10 protein-coding genes, 9 tRNA genes and 4 rRNA genes are annotated in these 19,670 nt (G+C 42.0%); 22 read left to right on the plus strand and 1 reads right to left on the minus strand.

Translation table 11 applies throughout. From position 1 onward, the window contains the following. Positions 1-234: 234 nt before the first annotated feature. The 6 genes from MHB42_RS00775 to MHB42_RS00800 all read left to right on the plus strand — a co-directional run bounded on the left by MHB42_RS00775 (position 235) and on the right by MHB42_RS00800 (position 7,022). Positions 235-999, plus strand: coding sequence for a TnsA endonuclease N-terminal domain-containing protein (locus MHB42_RS00775; protein ID WP_340803861.1), 765 nt, complete (start codon positions 235-237; stop codon positions 997-999). Positions 1,000-1,008: 9 nt separating this feature from the next. Then, a complete protein-coding gene (locus MHB42_RS00780) occupies positions 1,009-3,081 on the plus strand; it encodes a Mu transposase C-terminal domain-containing protein (protein ID WP_340803862.1) in 2,073 nt (690 codons plus the stop codon). Further along, complete coding sequence (locus MHB42_RS00785) at positions 3,074-4,543, plus strand: ATP-binding protein (protein ID WP_340803863.1); 1,470 nt, start codon at positions 3,074-3,076, stop codon at positions 4,541-4,543. The genes MHB42_RS00780 and MHB42_RS00785 overlap by 8 nt, the downstream gene beginning before the upstream one ends. Continuing rightward, the gene (locus MHB42_RS00790; protein WP_340803864.1) at positions 4,533-5,687 is read left to right on the plus strand and encodes a TnsD family Tn7-like transposition protein; all 1,155 of its coding nucleotides are present in this window, start codon (positions 4,533-4,535) and stop codon (positions 5,685-5,687) included. Before MHB42_RS00785 ends, MHB42_RS00790 begins: the two co-directional genes overlap by 11 nt. Continuing rightward, positions 5,687-6,016 carry a hypothetical protein gene (locus MHB42_RS00795; RefSeq protein WP_340803865.1) on the plus strand — a complete coding sequence of 110 codons (330 nt, stop codon included), beginning with the start codon at positions 5,687-5,689 and terminating at the stop codon, positions 6,014-6,016. The genes MHB42_RS00790 and MHB42_RS00795 overlap by 1 nt, the downstream gene beginning before the upstream one ends. 94 nt (positions 6,017-6,110) lie before the next feature. Then, positions 6,111-7,022, plus strand: a complete 912-nt coding sequence (locus tag MHB42_RS00800; RefSeq protein WP_340803866.1) for a hypothetical protein — start codon at positions 6,111-6,113, stop codon at positions 7,020-7,022. A 342-nt stretch (positions 7,023-7,364) separates the two neighbouring features. Here the strand turns inward: MHB42_RS00800 and MHB42_RS00805 are convergent. After that, positions 7,365-8,485, minus strand: a protein-coding gene (locus MHB42_RS00805; RefSeq protein WP_152927986.1) for an IS3 family transposase whose coding sequence is annotated in 2 segments (ribosomal slippage) — positions 7,365-8,236 and positions 8,236-8,485 — 1,122 coding nt in all. Because the reading frame shifts where the segments join, the coding sequence is not laid out codon by codon here. A gap of 103 nt (positions 8,486-8,588) precedes the next feature. Between MHB42_RS00805 and MHB42_RS00810 the strand changes: the two genes are divergently transcribed. The 16 genes from MHB42_RS00810 (at position 8,589) to MHB42_RS00885 (ending at position 19,587) form a co-directional block, all read left to right on the plus strand. Beyond that, a complete protein-coding gene (locus MHB42_RS00810; RefSeq protein ID WP_340803867.1) occupies positions 8,589-9,572 on the plus strand; it encodes an FRG domain-containing protein in 984 nt (327 codons plus the stop codon). 10 nt (positions 9,573-9,582) lie between these two features. Then, positions 9,583-10,527: a hypothetical protein gene (locus tag MHB42_RS00815; protein ID WP_340803868.1), complete on the plus strand. Its 945-nt coding sequence runs from the start codon at positions 9,583-9,585 to the stop codon at positions 10,525-10,527. A gap of 617 nt (positions 10,528-11,144) precedes the next feature. Beyond that, a complete protein-coding gene (locus MHB42_RS00820) occupies positions 11,145-11,426 on the plus strand; it encodes a hypothetical protein (RefSeq protein ID WP_340803869.1) in 282 nt (93 codons plus the stop codon). Positions 11,427-12,002: 576 nt separating this feature from the next. Continuing rightward, a 16S ribosomal RNA gene (locus MHB42_RS00825) occupies positions 12,003-13,553 on the plus strand. 344 nt (positions 13,554-13,897) lie between these two features. Continuing rightward, positions 13,898-16,826 (plus strand): 23S ribosomal RNA (locus MHB42_RS00830). Positions 16,827-16,942: 116 nt separating this feature from the next. Further along, a 5S ribosomal RNA gene (rrf, locus tag MHB42_RS00835) occupies positions 16,943-17,058 on the plus strand. A gap of 10 nt (positions 17,059-17,068) precedes the next feature. Then, positions 17,069-17,144, plus strand: a tRNA-Val gene (locus MHB42_RS00840). A 4-nt stretch (positions 17,145-17,148) separates the two neighbouring features. After that, positions 17,149-17,224: transfer RNA gene (locus MHB42_RS00845), tRNA-Thr, on the plus strand. 6 nt (positions 17,225-17,230) lie between these two features. Further along, positions 17,231-17,306, plus strand: a tRNA-Lys gene (locus MHB42_RS00850). A 20-nt stretch (positions 17,307-17,326) separates the two neighbouring features. Beyond that, a tRNA-Leu gene (locus MHB42_RS00855) sits at positions 17,327-17,411 on the plus strand. A gap of 39 nt (positions 17,412-17,450) precedes the next feature. After that, positions 17,451-17,525, plus strand: a tRNA-Gly gene (locus MHB42_RS00860). A gap of 5 nt (positions 17,526-17,530) precedes the next feature. Further along, positions 17,531-17,619, plus strand: a tRNA-Leu gene (locus MHB42_RS00865). Between the two features lie 9 nt (positions 17,620-17,628). Further along, positions 17,629-17,705 (plus strand) — tRNA-Arg (locus tag MHB42_RS00870). 10 nt (positions 17,706-17,715) lie between these two features. Then, positions 17,716-17,792, plus strand: a tRNA-Pro gene (locus MHB42_RS00875). Between the two features lie 18 nt (positions 17,793-17,810). Continuing rightward, positions 17,811-17,886: transfer RNA gene (locus tag MHB42_RS00880), tRNA-Ala, on the plus strand. Between the two features lie 150 nt (positions 17,887-18,036). Then, positions 18,037-19,587: ribosomal RNA gene (locus MHB42_RS00885) — 16S ribosomal RNA — on the plus strand. Together the 16S, 23S and 5S rRNA genes with 9 tRNA genes alongside form the textbook arrangement of a ribosomal RNA operon. The last annotated feature ends 83 nt before the right edge of the window (positions 19,588-19,670 follow it).

The following is a 19,670-nucleotide window of genomic DNA, read 5'->3' on the forward strand; positions in this document are numbered from 1 at the left end:
GAGTGTAAATATTTTAGTAATCAAAAAATCATCAAAAAAGTGTAATCTTTTTTTAACTTAACTTTTAAAATTTGTTATAATAAATTTGCGCACAGAGATAATTATGTGCTGCCTAAATCATAAATAAAGTCTGCTTATAAGCATCCATGCTTGTATGTAACATTCTGTTTTAAAAAAACGGTCTTTGTTACATATATGTCATGGGTGCTTTTTTTGACGTTTTAGGAGGTTAAAATGCAGAACGCGAAGGTAAAACGATTTGTTAAGGAAGGTAGAGGACAGGGAACGGGGAAAGATTATATCCCGTGGGTGAAAACTTCCGATTATTCGAGCAAGGGGAGAGCTACTCGTATTCAAGGCATAAAGACGCAGCGGATTCATCATTTACATTCTGATAATCAGCTACGGGCATTCTTAATATTTGAATACAGTGATGCCATTATAGACATTCGTGAAAGCTACCCATTGTTAGATTTAATGGAGGTGATTGATGATAAGGAAGGGCTACGGCTAGATAAATTTACTGATGCAGATGGCTATCCGTTAATTATATGTACGACATTTGTATTAACAGTGCGGGGAGAAGGCGGGGAAGAAAGGTTGGTCGCGCGGTCTGTAAAAAATACGAGTGAGCTATCGAAAAAAATCACGCTCGAAAAATTAGAGATTGAGCGACGATATTGGGAAGCGCGGGGAGTAGATTGGAAAGTAATAACCGAGAAGCAGCTATCGCGACAGCTCTGCGAAAATATTGAATGGTGTCGAGAAACGCTATTACAGGATATGCAGGAAGATGGATTAGCAAATGCATTATTAGCTTATATACAAAATAACACCTTTATACCAATTAAATTGCTATTAAACGAATTTGAATATGAGGAAGGACTAGAGCCGGGGAAAGCGTTATGGCTCTTTCGTTATTTATTGGCAACAAAATGTTTGGATGTAAACATTGAAAATGCAATTAATCTCGCTGCAACACTAGAGGAGTTAAAGTAGGAGGTCATCATGAATTTAATTGTAAACCAGCTATTCAAGCATAGTAATGGCAATGTTATTCGTGTCTTATACATTAATTCATTATCGAATGTTTTATATGTGATTAATATGGAAGGAAATCGTTGGTGTTATCCAATGCAGTCGAAGGATTTAATAGAAGCGATTCAGTCAAAGGAATGGATTGAGGTCCACGATACGTATATTCGTGCCGTTTCTGAAGAGCAGTTAAGTGAGAAAGAACGAGAAAAGCGGGATAAGGCGTGGGAAATAGTAACAGCGTTTTTGCAGGAACTAGATAATGATGAGTTCGCGTTTATCGGGAGCTACCGCAAGCAGGCAATTGATAGAGTGCTACGTAAATACAAGATAAGCTACAACGGATTTAAAGCGTTACTACTGAAATATTGGCGCGGTGGTAGTACAAAAAATAGCTTGTTGCCTAATTATTATAAGTGCGGTTCGAGCGGGAAGAACCGAAATCTTTCAAATAAAAAAGTAGGAAGACCAAGTAAGAGAGGCCGCGATCGCGGCCTCAATGTAGACGAAAAAGTAAAACGCCAATTTAAAGCTGCTTTAAATAAGTACTATTACAACGAACGTAATAACAGTTTGAAATTCGTTTATGAAATGGTTTTAAAGGATTATTACACAGTTGATTCAGTAAATGAGAATGGTGTGTCGATACCTATTTTGGCTAAAGCAGTACCAACGTATAATCAATTCCTTTATTGGTTCAAAAAATTAAATGATACGAAAAAGGAGATTATCCAACGTCAAGGTATGCGTAACTACCAGCAAAATAATCGAGCAATCATTGGCACGTCTACAAGTGAGGGCTGGCAATTTGATTCCACACAATTTGACATCTATTTAGTCAGTTCAACAAACCGCAATGTAATCGTTGGTCGCCCTACATTACATATGGCTGTATGTGCATTTACAAGAATGATTATGGGATTCTCTATCTCTTTCGAATCATTAAATGGTTATGGTGGAGAAATGTTAGCACTATATAATGCAATGACGTCCAAAAAGCAATTTTGCAAGCGGTACGGCATCGAAATCGATGATAGTGAATGGGCGTTTGGCGTACCGAGCAAAATACTGACTGACCAAGGAGCTTTAGAAGGTAAGCGGATAGAGCATGCAATTGAGCGGCTAGGTATCGCTATTCAGCAAACCCCGCCGTATCACGCTGATTATAAAGGGATTATAGAGCAAGCCTTTGAGCAGCTTAACGTTAAAATAAAGCCTTTTGCTGATGGCGTAGTGATTAAAGGTAATCAAGCAAAAGAGCGCGGTCAAAAGGATTATCGTTTGCAGGCTACGATGACAATTGACGAATTCACGAAAGTATTGATTAAGACGGTGTTGTTCCACAATAACCATCATGTATTGAAGGACTATGTGCTGACAGAAGAAATGATTGAGCTAGGTGTGGAGAAGATACCAATTAAGCTTTGGGATTACTATGTTAATCATTACAAGGGGAGCGTGCGAATACTGCCGGAGGAATTAATTCGGATTAACCTTTTGCCGACGGATACAGGGACTTTGACTGCTCGTGGCGTGTCATTTAAAAAAATGTTATATGCTTCGCCAGAGTTATTAGCTGCTGGCAATTTTGTTGAAGCTCGTGTGAACGGGAGCAAGAAGGTGAAAATATGCTACAACCCTTTGGATATATCAGAGATTTATATGTATGGAGAAGACGGGCAGCTTCACAAGCTTACGTTATTGGAGCATTTAGTAGCTTATAAAGGTAAAGGGCTAGATGAAGTATTGGCTCTCAAGGAGTATGAGCAGAATAAAGACCGTAAGAGCCAAGAGAAAGAATTGCAAGCGAAAATGAAGCTGTATGAAGAGCTTGAGGCAATCGTGAATGTAGCGAGAGAAGAAAGTGCGGCAGAACGTGACCCGAATTTGTCAAAGGCGCAGAGGATTAGAGGCATTAAGGATAATCAGCAGGCGGAACGAATGCTGCAACGGGAAATCTTGCGTGAGTCAAAAGTGAAAGAACCAGAGGAGTTGGTAGATGAATTTGATGAGTTTGCGATATTTAGAGGTGAGATGAATGAATAAAATCTATCTGGAAAATGGTATGGATGCAATACAGGCAAGCTATCATGAATCTTTGCTAGAGGAATATAACAGCAATCCGTTTATTCAAGCGTTGCCACCACTAATGACTAAGCAAGCGATTATTGATAGCTTAGCGATGCCAATTTCATTTGATGAGTCGGAACGGGATTATGACAGTGCATTTCGTCTTCATATGGTCCAGCGGTTATATAAATTGTTTCAGCCGCTTCCTCGTCATTTGGATGTTTGGAACACAACATTTTCTTTGCTTTATCAGGGCTATATTTCGCGTAATCCATTTGATAAGGACTATATTCGCCAACGTAATCAAATGGGCAAGGAGATTATTAATAAAAGTTTTGATATAAACAATCAATCTACATTTAGAACGACTGCTAGCTGTGCCACATTAATTGGCTACTCTGGAATGGGCAAGACCAGCTCTGTTCAGCGAGTTTTAAATAATATTCCGCAAGTGATTGTACACAACAAGTATAAAGAGCAGCCATTTAATCAGTTGCAGCTAACACATCTAACGTTGCAAACGCCACATTCATCTAGCTTGAAGGCTTTAACATTACAGTTTTTTATGAAAGTGGATGAAATTCTTGGGACGAGTAACTATAAGCGAAACGTGTCTAAAAATACGTCCGTAGATGCGATGCTTCCACAGATGGGGCAGGTAGCAAATAACATTGGATTAGGGCTGCTAGTGATAGATGAGATTCAGCATTTGCAGAACCGAGCCATCAAGCAAATGATGAACTATTTTGTAACGTTAATGAATTCATTTGGTGTGCCTATTTTATTTATCGGTACGCCCGCTGCTTACGCAATTTTTCAACAGGAGTTTAGAATTGCGCGTCGTGTGAGTGGGAACGGCGAGATTAGCTGGAACAACATGGAGCATGATAAGGAGTTCCGTTTCTTTTTAGAGTCTTTATGGCGGTATCAATGGACGCAGGTTTTTACGCCATTAACAGATGAAATGGTGACAGTATTTTATGAACATACGCAAGGTGTATCTGACTTAATTGTTAAGCTATTTGCCAATGTGCAAGTAATGGCTATCTCTACAGGGAAAGAAGCATTTACTGCGAGCATGGTACGGAAGGTGGCTAAAGAACAATTTAAGTTAATGCAGCCAATGATTGATGCTATTAAATCGAAAAATCCATATAAAATGCATCAGTATGAGGATTTGAGGAAATTAGAAGTGGAACAGCAGATGCACCCTATTAAGCAGCCAGCTGTTAGTTCTGTGAAAGTAGCGAAGCAATCGATTGCGGTCAAAAAGCCGAAGCCTATAAATACACCTCAAGAATATGCATATGAACAGAACGATATTCGTTTTAGCTATCAAAAAAATATAGAGGCAAATGTTATATACGAGGCTTTAGTTAAACAAGGCTATATAGATGATATGAAGTGCTGGATTGGAGGTGTTGGGGATGTTAAATAACTTCCCGATGCTCTACCCCGACGAGCTATTTTACAGCGCTCTTGCAAGATACAAACAGATGAATGCTATTGATAGCAAGCTAGGGTTAGAAAGAGATGTGTATGGAATCGAGCGGCATCATAAAGTAGGAAAGTCTGTATATTTTCCGCAGAGGCTTGGACCTTTTATTGAAAGGCTACCATTCTACACGAATTTATCAGCGGATGAGCTGATTTGGGAACATACAATGTTTCCGTTTTATACAGCATTTATGACCGAGGAGAAGACGACTGCAATATACAATGCAATGAAATACGGGAACCGGATGAGCATAGAGAATATGGTCGGCATCCCGATGTCTAAAATTAAAACGCCACAGTTTTTGAGATACTGCCCTTGCTGCTACGAACAAGACTTAAACAATTTTGGAGAGAGCTATTGGCGTAGGCTGCCACAAGTTCCCGGAGTATTATATTGTCCAACGCATCAAGTGCTTTATAAAGAAAGCGCGGTAGATATAACAAAAGAGAATTTAGATTATATATGTGCAGATGATGATGTATGTAATGCGGCTTTATCCAGTGATGAAGTTGCAGCGTATAAAGAGTTCGATGAGAGATATGTTCAAAATGTGCAATGGCTTATGCAAAATCGAATTCGTTTGCCACACAATTATATGAGTAGTTTCTATATAGATAGATTGAGAGATGCAGAATTAACATCTTACGCCGGCAATATAAAAATGACCGAATTCCTTGAAGCTTTTCAAACATATTATCCTGCTAGTTATCTGGAAATGATGCAGAGCGCGGTCAGCTTAGAAGAAAGAAACAATTGGCTGAAACTATTTATAAGGAACACCGCCAAAAATAGAAGTCCTTTGCGACACTTGCTAGTGCTTCAGTTTTTGAATGTACCGTTAGATAAATTATTCGAGCTAGAGCCGGTCATCGGAAAGCGAGTAAGAAAAAGAAGCAATCGCGTACCGATTTATTCAAGCGAAGAACGAAAAGAACAATGGTTAATGTTACTTAGCAAACATCCAAATGCAAATCGCAAAGAACTAAGCAAAATAAATAACGGATTATTTGCATGGCTGCGCATTCATGAGCGCGAGTGGTTTGATGAGGTAACGCCTAAAGGGAGAAAGGGGTGTAATCAATAATGAACATATTTAAGTATAAGCATGAATATGTATTAGTTTATTTCAAGGATGGAAAACACAAAGTAGCTTCTCCTAAATTAACATTTAAAGAAGCGCATGAGCAACGCAATTTATTATGGAACATAAATCCTTTAGGGTTACTACCTACAGTTGTTGAAGTAACAGATGCACAGCGTTGTTTTCATTGTGAAAAAATGTTTGATAATGAAATTGTTTATGAAGTGAAAAGCCAGACGACACCTTTATATAAGGTCTACTGTTTGAATTGTGCTGAAGCGAAGGCAATAGATTTTTATGATGCGAAATGCCAGATATTTATTGAGGTTTAAGTATTGAAATGGTTTAAATTGGAATTACTTAACTCCCTTGCTATTATAGTTATAGGGAGTTTTTTTATGCAATGATTGGAGGGGGACTGTTAAATTGGACTTTTTTAATAATTCAGTATGGGAGAGTATTTTAAGGCAACAGAGAATGATGGAAAGTATGTTAGATAGTCCGGCAGTAAGAATGATTCAGCAGCAAGAGGCTATTTTATCTAAAATCGTTCAGCAACAACAAATTGCTCAGCGAGTTTTCGATGATAGAATGATGGATGCGACAAATCAATTGTTGAGTCAGTATGATAGTATTCAACATCTCGCAACAAGACCATATTTAGATTTTGTAAGTCAACAATCACAGTTAATCAATAACATTTTACCTGTATTCTCTAAACTTTCAGTAGAAGACGTATTAGAGCAAGTAAAGGAATTTGAAAGTGAGAGTGAAAGTCAAAGGGCGGAATTCAAGCTACAAGGTGCGAGTGAAACTGATATTGAAGTGACCGTTAATAATCCAATTTCATCACAAGTTTTTTCTGTTGAGGAGATGGAGCGGTTAAAAGAAATTGCAAAGAACAAAGGCACTTTAAAAGGGTTTTTAATGGCAGTTTCATTTGAACTAGGGATAGACGCTGTTAAATATATTATTACCGAAATTTTTATGCCTATTCTTTTAGTGCTTGGTACTTTTGTAGATGATTCGGTTGAAAATCTCATGGATGGACTTGATGAGGCTTTTACAGAACAAGTTCAGTATTCAAAAGAACAAATAAGTGTGACGAATGAAGTTAAAGTGAAATTTAATGAGTATGTAGGCGAATCCAATCAAGAGTTTTTATTGAGAGCAGGAAGAATGAAATCTGCGCCAGTTTTATATCATAGCAAGATAGAACCCTTTCAAAAAGTAAAAGTAGTAGGTCGTAGAGGGAACTGGTTGAAGGTAGAAGTTGAAACTGCTCAAGGAAATTTAAGTGGATGGGTTGAAGGATATAAAATTAACAAAGTGAAATAGATAATTGTTTGGATATTTAAATTAAAGGAGTATGGGATGATTAAATATATATATTATGAAGACCAATTTGAAGTGCAAAAAGGTCTTTTTACTAACTTTAAATGTAGTAATAGAGGATTCGAAAAACGAATTAAAAATGAATTAATTCTATGTGTTAATGGGAAAGGTCAAGGGATTGTGTGTTCATTCAATGTATATGAAGATATGGCGATTATGAAAGTTCTATCGGAAACTCTTAACGATGTAATTTTGAATGAAATAAACATATTAGATGAAGGGATTAAAGAATTAGATAAAGAAATTTCTCTTAGTAAATTAGAGATTTGGTATGTCAACACTAAACTAGACAATTTTTTTAAGGTGTCTATGTTTGTACTCAATTGGGCTTTCATATCCAAGGGTTCCATGAATTCTTATGCTATTAAACCAGTGAACATAGTCCTTTAACTCCCTTGTTAATTCTTCTAAACTACTAAAATGTCTGCCCTTCACAAACTCTGTTTTGATGATTTTGAATGTTGCTTCAGCTACTGCATTATCATACGGGCAGCCCTTCATACTTAAGGATCGTTGGATATTAAAAGTCTTTAAAGCATCATCAATCAAATTATTTTTAAACTCATTTCCACGATCCGTATGAAAAAGCTGTATCTTATTAAGATCGACTTTGATAGAAGCTAACGCACGATAAACGAGTAATGCATCTTTATTTGGCCCTGTACTAAAACCGACGATTTCCCGATTAAAGAGATCGACAAAGACACATACGTAGTTCCATTTTTGATTGACTCTTACGTACGTTAAATCGCTAACGATTGTGGTCATTTCTTGTTCCTGTGCGAATGCACGATTTAGTTCATTTGTTTGTTCTGATTCATTACAGGATTTTGTATGTGGTTTAAATTGAGCGATTGTGTATGAAGAAACGAGACCCTGCTCCTGCATGATGCGCCCAATTCTTCGCCTGGAAACAATATGACCGCGCTTTTTTAATTCTACTTTGATTTTACGTGTTCCATAGTTCTGACGGCTTGCGTGAAAAATATCGATTACATCAGAGGTAACGGGATCCTCCGATACTCTTTCTTTTGCTTCATAATAATAAGTACTTCTAGGGATTTGCAGGACTTTGCACATTGCTGATATCGAGTATTTGTGTTGATTATTCTTGATTACATTTACTTTCGTCCTAGTATCAGCGCGGCTTGCTTTAAAATGTCATTTTCCATTTCTAGTTGCTTGTTTCTTTTTCGGAGTTCCATCAATTCTTTTTGTTCATCTGTTAAATTGTCTTTCTCCTTAAAAGAACCTGATTTTTGACTCTGACTCACCCACTTGTCTAAAGATGAAGGAGTAAGATCATATTCACGAATAATCTCTTTTCTTGGTTTTCCATTTTGGTACAGCTGCACGATCTGTTGCTTGAAATCTTCAGTAAATGTTCGGCGTTCTCTTTTAGTCATGTAGATTCTCCTCAAATGTGTTATTTGTAGTCTACTTGACCTTAAAAATTCTGTCCAACTAAGTGTAGCCTATCCAATTTTTATTGAAGATATTTTAGATTATATGAGCATTACGTTATCTAGCAACTCAGAAAAGAAATTATTTAGAGGACAGTCAAACGATGAATGGGATTTAGAGCCAAGTATAATTAGGGGAAAGAAGATGCCTAACAAAGAGGCTGCTATGTATCTTGAAATACAACAAGCAAACCATAAAGAGTTTATTGACGACGATTTTATTAATAATGCCTGTAATATGCAGCATTACGGGATTCCTACTAGACTGTTAGATTGGACAGAAAATTCATTACATGCCCTATATTTTGCATGTGTTAGTGAAAATTGGATAGGTGTTCCTGGAAAAATATATTATATAAAATCTCCAGAAGTTATTAATATAAATTCTAAAGAAAATGAGATTATAGAGCACTTTTTAAGATATAAGTATTTGAGTTGTGAAAAGGTTAAAGTTTCTGTTATTAATCACCTAAAAAAGATGGCGTATAGTAATTCTAAGAGATATACGTTCTTTAAAACTAAATATTATAACGAACGTATTAAGAGTCAACAGGGCTGTTTTTCAGTCTATTTTGAACAGACTGAAGAAGAAGCGGGTATTGTTCGAGAATTGCTTCTCGAGGAGATAAAAAGTGAATATTTGAATGCCGAATTATATAAAGGAGAAATAGAAAGGACAATTCTAAATTCGATATCTGATAAGATATCAGAAGTTGTAAAAAATAAGAAATTTGATTCATACTATATTAGTGAGGCTATGGAGGCTATAAATGCTTTGTTAGATTTACAGAATCCTATTGAAAAGCGGTTAGCGGAGGAACTTATAGAAAAGTTGAAAATGTTATCTAAAGTTGTTGAGAAAAAACATTGTATGGATGACATAGTAACTCATGAAAATCAATTGCAGATTATTATTAAGCCGGAATTAAAAGAGGTATTGATTAAACAGTTAGAAAATATGGGTATTAATAGTAGGACGGTATATCCTGATATTCAGGGGCTAGCTAGTTATTTAAAAGAGCATTATTAGGAGGATGGACATGGGAATTACATATGATGAGGCAAGAATTAGGAATCTAAAATTTAAAATTGTTAATGCTTTAGTTAATGATTCTCGAGTTTCTTTAGATGAAAGTTTTAATAATGAAAAGTTAGTAAAGATATTTTACTTCAAACAACGAGATATTGAACAATTTAAAACAAATTTATTCAATGAAGATGGACAAATTTTAGATGAAGTGAAAAGAAGCATTGAAGAAATTGTGCAAATGAATATGAGAGTACGTGAAGAAGTGGATTATGGAGAAGAATGTGAAAAGTTAAAAGTGGGTTATTTAGCTCTTAAAAATCACTATGATTCGTTTGAAAGTAATCAAGAGTTTATAGAGCAGCAATTGGATAACCTATCAACTGTAGCTAGTAATTTACATTATTACATTTTACCGATATACGATGAAAGATTTATTTGTAATTCTGATATTCTTCCAGAAGATGATTTGAGCGATTATTATTATCACTTCCATTCTATTGAAGATTTATATCGTTGTATTTTTGAAACAGATAAATCACTAAGTTGGAAAAGTACTGGTGGAGATTTAAATCTTGGATATAAATTAAATTTTAAAGTATATACTAGTCGATGGGGACATTATGATAATTACACGTTTAGTAGGGAACACTATGGTTGGAAAATAGGTGCATTTGGTAAAGATGCAAAGTGTGATAAAAATGGTGAGGTTTTAAAAGAAGTAGGCAAACAATATGTTACAGAACATACTGGTCTACATTATTTTTTAAATCACGATTCAGTTCAGTATCCTAGAAATGGTGTAGAATATGCTTTGGAAATGCTTTGGAATGATGCGGACTCTAAAGAAATGGAAGTTGAAGAGTTACAATCTAAATTATCTGATGTAGCTGCATGGATATCGGAAGTTGAAAAAGCTACACATCAATATCAGCCTAGTTGGTGCAACTACTATTAAAAGAATCATTACTATGTCTAAGTAGAACAAAGTACTGCTTGATACAACAAAGCCGTATCAAAAATAGAACAAAGAACTGCTCCCATATCAGAGGAGAGCGAGAAGAACAGGAGAATCCGCCGTGGATTCTCCTGTTTTTGCGTGTAGAGGGCGTGAGAAGGCGAGAGGAAGGTGAAACGACTATTAAATAAGGAAAGGAGCCGAGAAAAGCGTGATACGGGCGCTGGAGGCGTCAGAGAATGTGCGTGGAGAGATGATGGAATGCACCTGTGGTGCTTGCGTGGTGAGGGCGGGGAGATTGCGGGAGAAAGGCAAGGGAAAAGCAGGACTTTATTCTAACGAGAATTAAGTTCTGCTTTTAGGTTGGAAAATAATTGGGAAAATCGGTGATTTTGCGACACAACTTTGTTCTAACTACCAACGGTGCAATGCGGGTTCATAGCGGGCGAAAAAGCAGAACTTTATTGTTACTGAACAGTATAAAGAAGGGAGGGAATTCGCACAAAAAAAGCGGATTTCCTCTTTTTGTGTTGAATAAATATAGGTTATACTTTTATAGTTCTGTATTTTACAGCTAACATAAACGATATTAAAAGAAGTATTATTGGGGGATTATAATGAATTATAAAATTATGAATAAACAAGTATTCGAACAGGCACAGGTACGCTCTGTTTCAGACGTTCCATTGACGGAAGAAGAACGTGAAAATGGCATGAAATTAGTTGTTGCTAAGAAAGATGAAACACTTTCTTTATATTTAGTAGAAATTGATGGTCAGAAAAAATTTGATGTTCGTTGGGATGATTCCTCTGAAGTTTTCAGCGGTTGGTATTCTGCGTGGGATAATTTTTTATGGTGCTTAAATATAGTTGATCCTCAAAAGGATGAATTAAAGTAACTATTAAATAGAGTGTAAAGACAAAATAAGCAGAAGCCGTTCCACAGCTTCTGCTTATTTTAACAGAGGTTTAATATATGGTTGCGAGTTAAAAGAAAGCGATGTATAGTAGTAAAACAAAATTACCTTTTATAACACTCGAAAATGCAAAAAATAACTAACTAAATCAATATTTATATATTTTTTAATTTTGATGATAAAAAACACTTGCTAAATTGTTGGGGAAGTGATAAATTATTATTTGTCGTTAAAACGACACAGCAAATAACATCAAAACTAAAAAATATTTTAGTTAACTTGATATTGACATTGATAAAACAATTGTGATATTATTTGAGAGTTGCTTTTATTGATTTGAGATTAAAAATTTCAAAAAAATGTTGACAACAAGCGGTGAAGATGTTATAGTTTAAGAGTTGTCGCGAAAGTGATGAGTATTATATGAACCTTGAAAACTGAACAAGCAAAACGTAATCAATAAATTTAGTAGCTTACTTTGGTAAGTGAACGAAATAATTTTGGACATCGAATGAAGATGAGATGCCAGCAAAACAATTTGAGCAAATCAAATTTCTTTTTATGGAGAGTTTGATCCTGGCTCAGGACGAACGCTGGCGGCGTGCCTAATACATGCAAGTCGAGCGAACAGAGGAGGAGCTTGCTCCTCTGACGTTAGCGGCGGACGGGTGAGTAACACGTGGGTAACCTACCCTGTAGTTGGGGATAACTCCGGGAAACCGGGGCTAATACCGAATGATACTTGGAAACACATGTTTTTGAGTTGAAAGATGGTTCTGCTATCGCTACAGGATGGACCCGCGGCGCATTAGCTAGTTGGTGAGGTAACGGCTCACCAAGGCGACGATGCGTAGCCGACCTGAGAGGGTGATCGGCCACACTGGGACTGAGACACGGCCCAGACTCCTACGGGAGGCAGCAGTAGGGAATCTTCCACAATGGGCGAAAGCCTGATGGAGCAACGCCGCGTGAGTGAAGAAGGTTTTCGGATCGTAAAACTCTGTTGTAAGGGAAGAACAAGTACAGTAGTAACTGGCTGTACCTTGACGGTACCTTATTAGAAAGCCACGGCTAACTACGTGCCAGCAGCCGCGGTAATACGTAGGTGGCAAGCGTTGTCCGGAATTATTGGGCGTAAAGCGCGCGCAGGCGGTCCTTTAAGTCTGATGTGAAAGCCCACGGCTCAACCGTGGAGGGTCATTGGAAACTGGGGGACTTGAGTGCAGAAGAGGAAAGTGGAATTCCAAGTGTAGCGGTGAAATGCGTAGAGATTTGGAGGAACACCAGTGGCGAAGGCGACTTTCTGGTCTGTAACTGACGCTGAGGCGCGAAAGCGTGGGGAGCAAACAGGATTAGATACCCTGGTAGTCCACGCCGTAAACGATGAGTGCTAAGTGTTAGGGGGTTTCCGCCCCTTAGTGCTGCAGCTAACGCATTAAGCACTCCGCCTGGGGAGTACGGTCGCAAGACTGAAACTCAAAGGAATTGACGGGGGCCCGCACAAGCGGTGGAGCATGTGGTTTAATTCGAAGCAACGCGAAGAACCTTACCAGGTCTTGACATCCCGTTGACCACTGTAGAGATATAGTTTCCCCTTCGGGGGCAACGGTGACAGGTGGTGCATGGTTGTCGTCAGCTCGTGTCGTGAGATGTTGGGTTAAGTCCCGCAACGAGCGCAACCCTTGATCTTAGTTGCCATCATTTAGTTGGGCACTCTAAGGTGACTGCCGGTGACAAACCGGAGGAAGGTGGGGATGACGTCAAATCATCATGCCCCTTATGACCTGGGCTACACACGTGCTACAATGGACGATACAAACGGTTGCCAACTCGCGAGAGGGAGCTAATCCGATAAAGTCGTTCTCAGTTCGGATTGTAGGCTGCAACTCGCCTACATGAAGCCGGAATCGCTAGTAATCGCGGATCAGCATGCCGCGGTGAATACGTTCCCGGGCCTTGTACACACCGCCCGTCACACCACGAGAGTTTGTAACACCCGAAGTCGGTGAGGTAACCTTTTGGAGCCAGCCGCCGAAGGTGGGATAGATGATTGGGGTGAAGTCGTAACAAGGTAGCCGTATCGGAAGGTGCGGCTGGATCACCTCCTTTCTAAGGATATTTTCGGAATACAAACCTTGGGTTTGTACGATTACGTTTTGCTGTTCAGTTTTGAAGGTTCATTCTTCTGAATGAAATACTTCAAAATCATGTACTCCTGTTATTCTCAACAATAGAAGCAGGTAGTAGCTTTGTTCTTTGAAAACTGGATAAAACGACATTGAAATTGTAACAAACACATTTATTTTTTAAGTTTTTTAGGCTTAATAATTTAAGGGTTTTGAGATACGAGTTAGACAAGGAAGCGATTGAGTGAGTAAAGGAGCGTACCTCTGTACGTGACTGAGCGAGCGAATGAAGCTGACGCTGGATAACGACGTATATCGAAAGCCGACGGTTAAGTTATTAAGGGCGCACGGCGAATGCCTTGGCACTAGGAGCCGAAGAAGGACGGCACTAACACCGATATGCTTCGGGGAGCTGTAAGTGAGCTTTGATCCGGAGATTTCCGAATGGGGGAACCCACTACGTTTAATGGCGTAGTATCTTGACGTGAATACATAGCGTCTTGAAGGCAGACCCAGGGAACTGAAACATCTAAGTACCTGGAGGAAGAGAAAGAAAAATCGATTCCCTGAGTAGCGGCGAGCGAAACGGGAAGAGCCCAAACCAAGAGGCTTGCCTCTTGGGGTTGTAGGACACTCTATACGGAGTTACAAAAGAGCGAGTTAGATGAAGCGACTTGGAAAGGTCCGCCAGAGCAGGTAATAGCCCTGTAGTCGAAAGTTCGTTCTCTCCTGAGTGGATCCTGAGTACGGCGGAACACGTGAAATTCCGTCGGAATCCGGGAGGACCATCTCCCAAGGCTAAATACTACCTAGTGACCGATAGTGAACCAGTACCGTGAGGGAAAGGTGAAAAGCACCCCGGGAGGGGAGTGAAAGAGAACCTGAAACCGTGTGCCTACAAGTAGTTAGAGCCCGTTCATGGGTGATAGCGTGCCTTTTGTAGAATGAACCGGCGAGTTACGATTACGTGCAAGGTTAAGCTGTAGAAGGCGGAGCCGCAGCGAAAGCGAGTCTGAATAGGGCGAAGTAGTACGTGGTCGTAGACCCGAAACCAGGTGATCTACCCATGTCCAGGGTGAAGGTAAGGTAACACTTACTGGAGGCCCGAACCCACGCACGTTGAAAAGTGCGGGGATGAGGTGTGGGTAGCGGAGAAATTCCAATCGAACTTGGAGATAGCTGGTTCTCTCCGAAATAGCTTTAGGGCTAGCCTCGTGATGAGAATACTGGAGGTAGAGCACTGTTTGGACTAGGGGGCCATCCCGGTTTACCGAATTCAGACAAACTCCGAATGCCAGATATTTATACACGGGAGTCAGACTGCGAGTGATAAGATCCGTAGTCAAAAGGGAAACAGCCCAGACCACCAGCTAAGGTCCCAAAGTAATCGTTAAGTGGAAAAGGATGTGGCGTTGCACAGACAACCAGGATGTTGGCTTAGAAGCAGCCATCATTTAAAGAGTGCGTAATAGCTCACTGGTCGAGTGACGCTGCGCCGAAAATGTATCGGGGCTAAACGATTCACCGAAGCTGTGGATTGACATCTACGATGTCAGTGGTAGGAGAGCGTTCTAAGGGCGTTGAAGTCAGACCGGAAGGACTGGTGGAGCGCTTAGAAGTGAGAATGCCGGTATGAGTAGCGAAAGACGGGTGAGAATCCCGTCCACCGTATGACTAAGGTTTCCTGAGGAAGGCTCGTCCGCTCAGGGTTAGTCGGGACCTAAGCCGAGGCCGATAGGCGTAGGCGATGGACAACAGGTTGATATTCCTGTACCACCTCCTCACCGTTTGAGAAATGGGGGGACGCAGGAGGATAGGGTAAGCGCGCTGTTGGAAATGCGCGTCCAAGCAGTAAGGCGTGTGTGTAGGCAAATCCGCACACTGTAACGCCAAGCTGTGATGGCGAGTCCGTATGGACGAAGTTCCTGATTTCACACTGCCAAGAAAAGCCTCTATCGAGGTGAGAGGTGCCCGTACCGCAAACCGACACAGGTAGTCGAGGAGAGAATCCTAAGGTGTGCGAGAGAACTCTCGTTAAGGAACTCGGCAAAATGACCCCGTAACTTCGGGAGAAGGGGTGCTCTGTTAGGGTGAAAGCCCGAGAGAGCCGCAGTGAATAGGCCCAGGCGACTGTTTAGCAAAAACACAGGTCTCTGCAAAACCGTAAGGTGACGTATAGGGGCTGACGCCTGCCCGGTGCTGGAAGGTTAAGAGGAGTGGTTAGCGCAAGCGAAGCTACGAATTGAAGCCCCAGTAAACGGCGGCCGTAACTATAACGGTCCTAAGGTAGCGAAATTCCTTGTCGGGTAAGTTCCGACCCGCACGAAAGGCGTAACGATCTGGGCACTGTCTCAACGAGAGACTCGGTGAAATTATAGTACCTGTGAAGATGCAGGTTACCCGCGACAGGACGGAAAGACCCCGTGGAGCTTTACTGTAGCCTGATATTGAATTTTGGTACAACTTGTACAGGATAGGTAGGAGCCAGAGATCTCGGAGCGCCAGCTTCGAAGGAGGCGTCGGTGGGATACTACCCTGGTTGTATTGAAATTCTAACCCATGCCCCTTAGCGGGGCAGGAGACAGTGTCAGGCGGACAGTTTGACTGGGGCGGTCGCCTCCTAAAAGGTAACGGAGGCGCCCAAAGGTTCCCTCAGAATGGTTGGAAATCATTCGTAGAGTGTAAAGGCACAAGGGAGCTTGACTGCGAGACCGACAAGTCGAGCAGGGTCGAAAGACGGGCTTAGTGATCCGGTGGTTCCGCATGGAAGGGCCATCGCTCAACGGATAAAAGCTACCCCGGGGATAACAGGCTTATCTCCCCCAAGAGTCCACATCGACGGGGAGGTTTGGCACCTCGATGTCGGCTCATCGCATCCTGGGGCTGTAGTCGGTCCCAAGGGTTGGGCTGTTCGCCCATTAAAGCGGTACGCGAGCTGGGTTCAGAACGTCGTGAGACAGTTCGGTCCCTATCCGTCGTGGGCGTAGGAAATTTGAGAGGAGCTGTCCTTAGTACGAGAGGACCGGGATGGACACACCGCTGGTGTACCAGTTGTCTTGCCAAAGGCATCGCTGGGTAGCTATGTGTGGACGGGATAAGTGCTGAAAGCATCTAAGCATGAAGCCCCCCTCAAGATGAGATTTCCCATTACGCAAGTAAGTAAGATCCCTCAAAGACGATGAGGTAGATAGGTTCGAGGTGGAAGTGTGGTGACACATGGAGCTGACGAATACTAATCGATCGAGGACTTAACCAAAACCAGTTTGACGCAATTCAATGCCCGTTTATCCAGTTTTGAAAGAACAAGAAAGTTTTAAAAAAAGCTTGCAATGATAACAAAACCTGTTATAATAAATCTTGTCTTTTAAATAGTCTAGTGATAATGGCAAAGAGGTCACACCCGTTCCCATCCCGAACACGGAAGTTAAGCTCTTTCGCGCCGATGGTAGTTGGGGGCTTCCCCCTGTGAGAGTAGGACGTCGCTAGGCATATTACCCAGGAGGATTAGCTCAGCTGGGAGAGCACCTGCCTTACAAGCAGGGGGTCGGCGGTTCGAGCCCGTCATCCTCCACCATTTTGCCGGTTTAGCTCAGCAGGTAGAGCAACTGACTTGTAATCAGTAGGTCGTGGGTTCGATTCCTATAGCCGGCACCATTTTTTGAGCCATTAGCTCAGTTGGTAGAGCATCTGACTTTTAATCAGAGGGTCGAAGGTTCGAGTCCTTCATGGCTCACCACTTTTAATACCAACCATTAAGCGGGTGTGGCGGAATTGGCAGACGCACTAGACTTAGGATCTAGCGCCGCAAGGCGTGGGGGTTCGACTCCCTTCACCCGCACCATTCTTTATATATGCCAGATTTTAAAAAACGTAAGCACATGCGGAAGTAGTTCAGTGGTAGAACACCACCTTGCCAAGGTGGGGGTCGCGAGTTCGAACCTCGTCTTCCGCTCCAAATGTGCCGGGGTGGCGGAACTGGCAGACGCACAGGACTTAAAATCCTGCGGTAGGTGACTACCGTACCGGTTCGATTCCGGTCCTCGGCACCATTTTTATATGCGCCCGTAGCTCAATTGGATAGAGCGTCTGACTACGGATCAGAAGGTTATGGGTTCGACTCCTGTCGGGCGCGCCAATAAAATGCACGGGAAGTAGCTCAGCTTGGTAGAGCACTTGGTTTGGGACCAAGGGGTCGCAGGTTCGAATCCTGTCTTCCCGACCATTTCCTAAAAACTAACATGGGGCCTTAGCTCAGCTGGGAGAGCGCCTGCCTTGCACGCAGGAGGTCAGCGGTTCGATCCCGCTAGGCTCCACCAAACAAATTTATTAACATGAACCTTGAAAACTGAACAAGCAAAACGTAATCAATAAATTTAGTAGCTTACTTTGGTAAGTGAACGAAATAATTTTGGACATCGAATGAAGATGAGATGCCAGCAAAACAATTTGAGCAAATCAAATTTCTTTTTATGGAGAGTTTGATCCTGGCTCAGGACGAACGCTGGCGGCGTGCCTAATACATGCAAGTCGAGCGAACAGAGGAGGAGCTTGCTCCTCTGACGTTAGCGGCGGACGGGTGAGTAACACGTGGGTAACCTACCCTGTAGTTGGGGATAACTCCGGGAAACCGGGGCTAATACCGAATGATACTTGGAAACACATGTTTTTGAGTTGAAAGATGGTTCTGCTATCGCTACAGGATGGACCCGCGGCGCATTAGCTAGTTGGTGAGGTAACGGCTCACCAAGGCGACGATGCGTAGCCGACCTGAGAGGGTGATCGGCCACACTGGGACTGAGACACGGCCCAGACTCCTACGGGAGGCAGCAGTAGGGAATCTTCCACAATGGGCGAAAGCCTGATGGAGCAACGCCGCGTGAGTGAAGAAGGTTTTCGGATCGTAAAACTCTGTTGTAAGGGAAGAACAAGTACAGTAGTAACTGGCTGTACCTTGACGGTACCTTATTAGAAAGCCACGGCTAACTACGTGCCAGCAGCCGCGGTAATACGTAGGTGGCAAGCGTTGTCCGGAATTATTGGGCGTAAAGCGCGCGCAGGCGGTCCTTTAAGTCTGATGTGAAAGCCCACGGCTCAACCGTGGAGGGTCATTGGAAACTGGGGGACTTGAGTGCAGAAGAGGAAAGTGGAATTCCAAGTGTAGCGGTGAAATGCGTAGAGATTTGGAGGAACACCAGTGGCGAAGGCGACTTTCTGGTCTGTAACTGACGCTGAGGCGCGAAAGCGTGGGGAGCAAACAGGATTAGATACCCTGGTAGTCCACGCCGTAAACGATGAGTGCTAAGTGTTAGGGGGTTTCCGCCCCTTAGTGCTGCAGCTAACGCATTAAGCACTCCGCCTGGGGAGTACGGTCGCAAGACTGAAACTCAAAGGAATTGACGGGGGCCCGCACAAGCGGTGGAGCATGTGGTTTAATTCGAAGCAACGCGAAGAACCTTACCAGGTCTTGACATCCCGTTGACCACTGTAGAGATATAGTTTCCCCTTCGGGGGCAACGGTGACAGGTGGTGCATGGTTGTCGTCAGCTCGTGTCGTGAGATGTTGGGTTAAGTCCCGCAACGAGCGCAACCCTTGATCTTAGTTGCCATCATTTAGTTGGGCACTCTAAGGTGACTGCCGGTGACAAACCGGAGGAAGGTGGGGATGACGTCAAATCATCATGCCCCTTATGACCTGGGCTACACACGTGCTACAATGGACGATACAAACGGTTGCCAACTCGCGAGAGGGAGCTAATCCGATAAAGTCGTTCTCAGTTCGGATTGTAGGCTGCAACTCGCCTACATGAAGCCGGAATCGCTAGTAATCGCGGATCAGCATGCCGCGGTGAATACGTTCCCGGGCCTTGTACACACCGCCCGTCACACCACGAGAGTTTGTAACACCCGAAGTCGGTGAGGTAACCTTTTGGAGCCAGCCGCCGAAGGTGGGATAGATGATTGGGGTGAAGTCGTAACAAGGTAGCCGTATCGGAAGGTGCGGCTGGATCACCTCCTTTCTAAGGATATTTTCGGAATACAAACCTTGGGTTTGTATGATTACGTTTTGCTGTTCAGTTTTGAAGGTTTATGCACAAATTTA

It is taken from the genome of Lysinibacillus sp. FSL K6-0232, from assembly GCF_038008325.1.
Taxonomy (GTDB): Bacteria; Bacillota; Bacilli; order Bacillales_A; family Planococcaceae; genus Lysinibacillus.

What these genes read in the sequence shown, in the direction of transcription:
- MHB42_RS00780 (WP_340803862.1), top strand. Translation starts at nt 1,009, where the DNA reads ATGAATTTAATTGTAAACCAGCTATTCAAGCATAGTAATGGCAATGTT.
- MHB42_RS00815 (WP_340803868.1), top strand. Translation starts at nt 9,583, where the DNA reads ATGGGAATTACATATGATGAGGCAAGAATTAGGAATCTAAAATTTAAA.
- MHB42_RS00775 (WP_340803861.1), top strand. Translation starts at nt 235, where the DNA reads ATGCAGAACGCGAAGGTAAAACGATTTGTTAAGGAAGGTAGAGGACAG.
- MHB42_RS00790 (WP_340803864.1), top strand. Translation starts at nt 4,533, where the DNA reads ATGTTAAATAACTTCCCGATGCTCTACCCCGACGAGCTATTTTACAGC.
- MHB42_RS00785 (WP_340803863.1), top strand. Translation starts at nt 3,074, where the DNA reads ATGAATAAAATCTATCTGGAAAATGGTATGGATGCAATACAGGCAAGC.
- MHB42_RS00795 (WP_340803865.1), top strand. Translation starts at nt 5,687, where the DNA reads ATGAACATATTTAAGTATAAGCATGAATATGTATTAGTTTATTTCAAG.
- MHB42_RS00810 (WP_340803867.1), top strand. Translation starts at nt 8,589, where the DNA reads ATGAGCATTACGTTATCTAGCAACTCAGAAAAGAAATTATTTAGAGGA.
- MHB42_RS00820 (WP_340803869.1), top strand. Translation starts at nt 11,145, where the DNA reads ATGAATTATAAAATTATGAATAAACAAGTATTCGAACAGGCACAGGTA.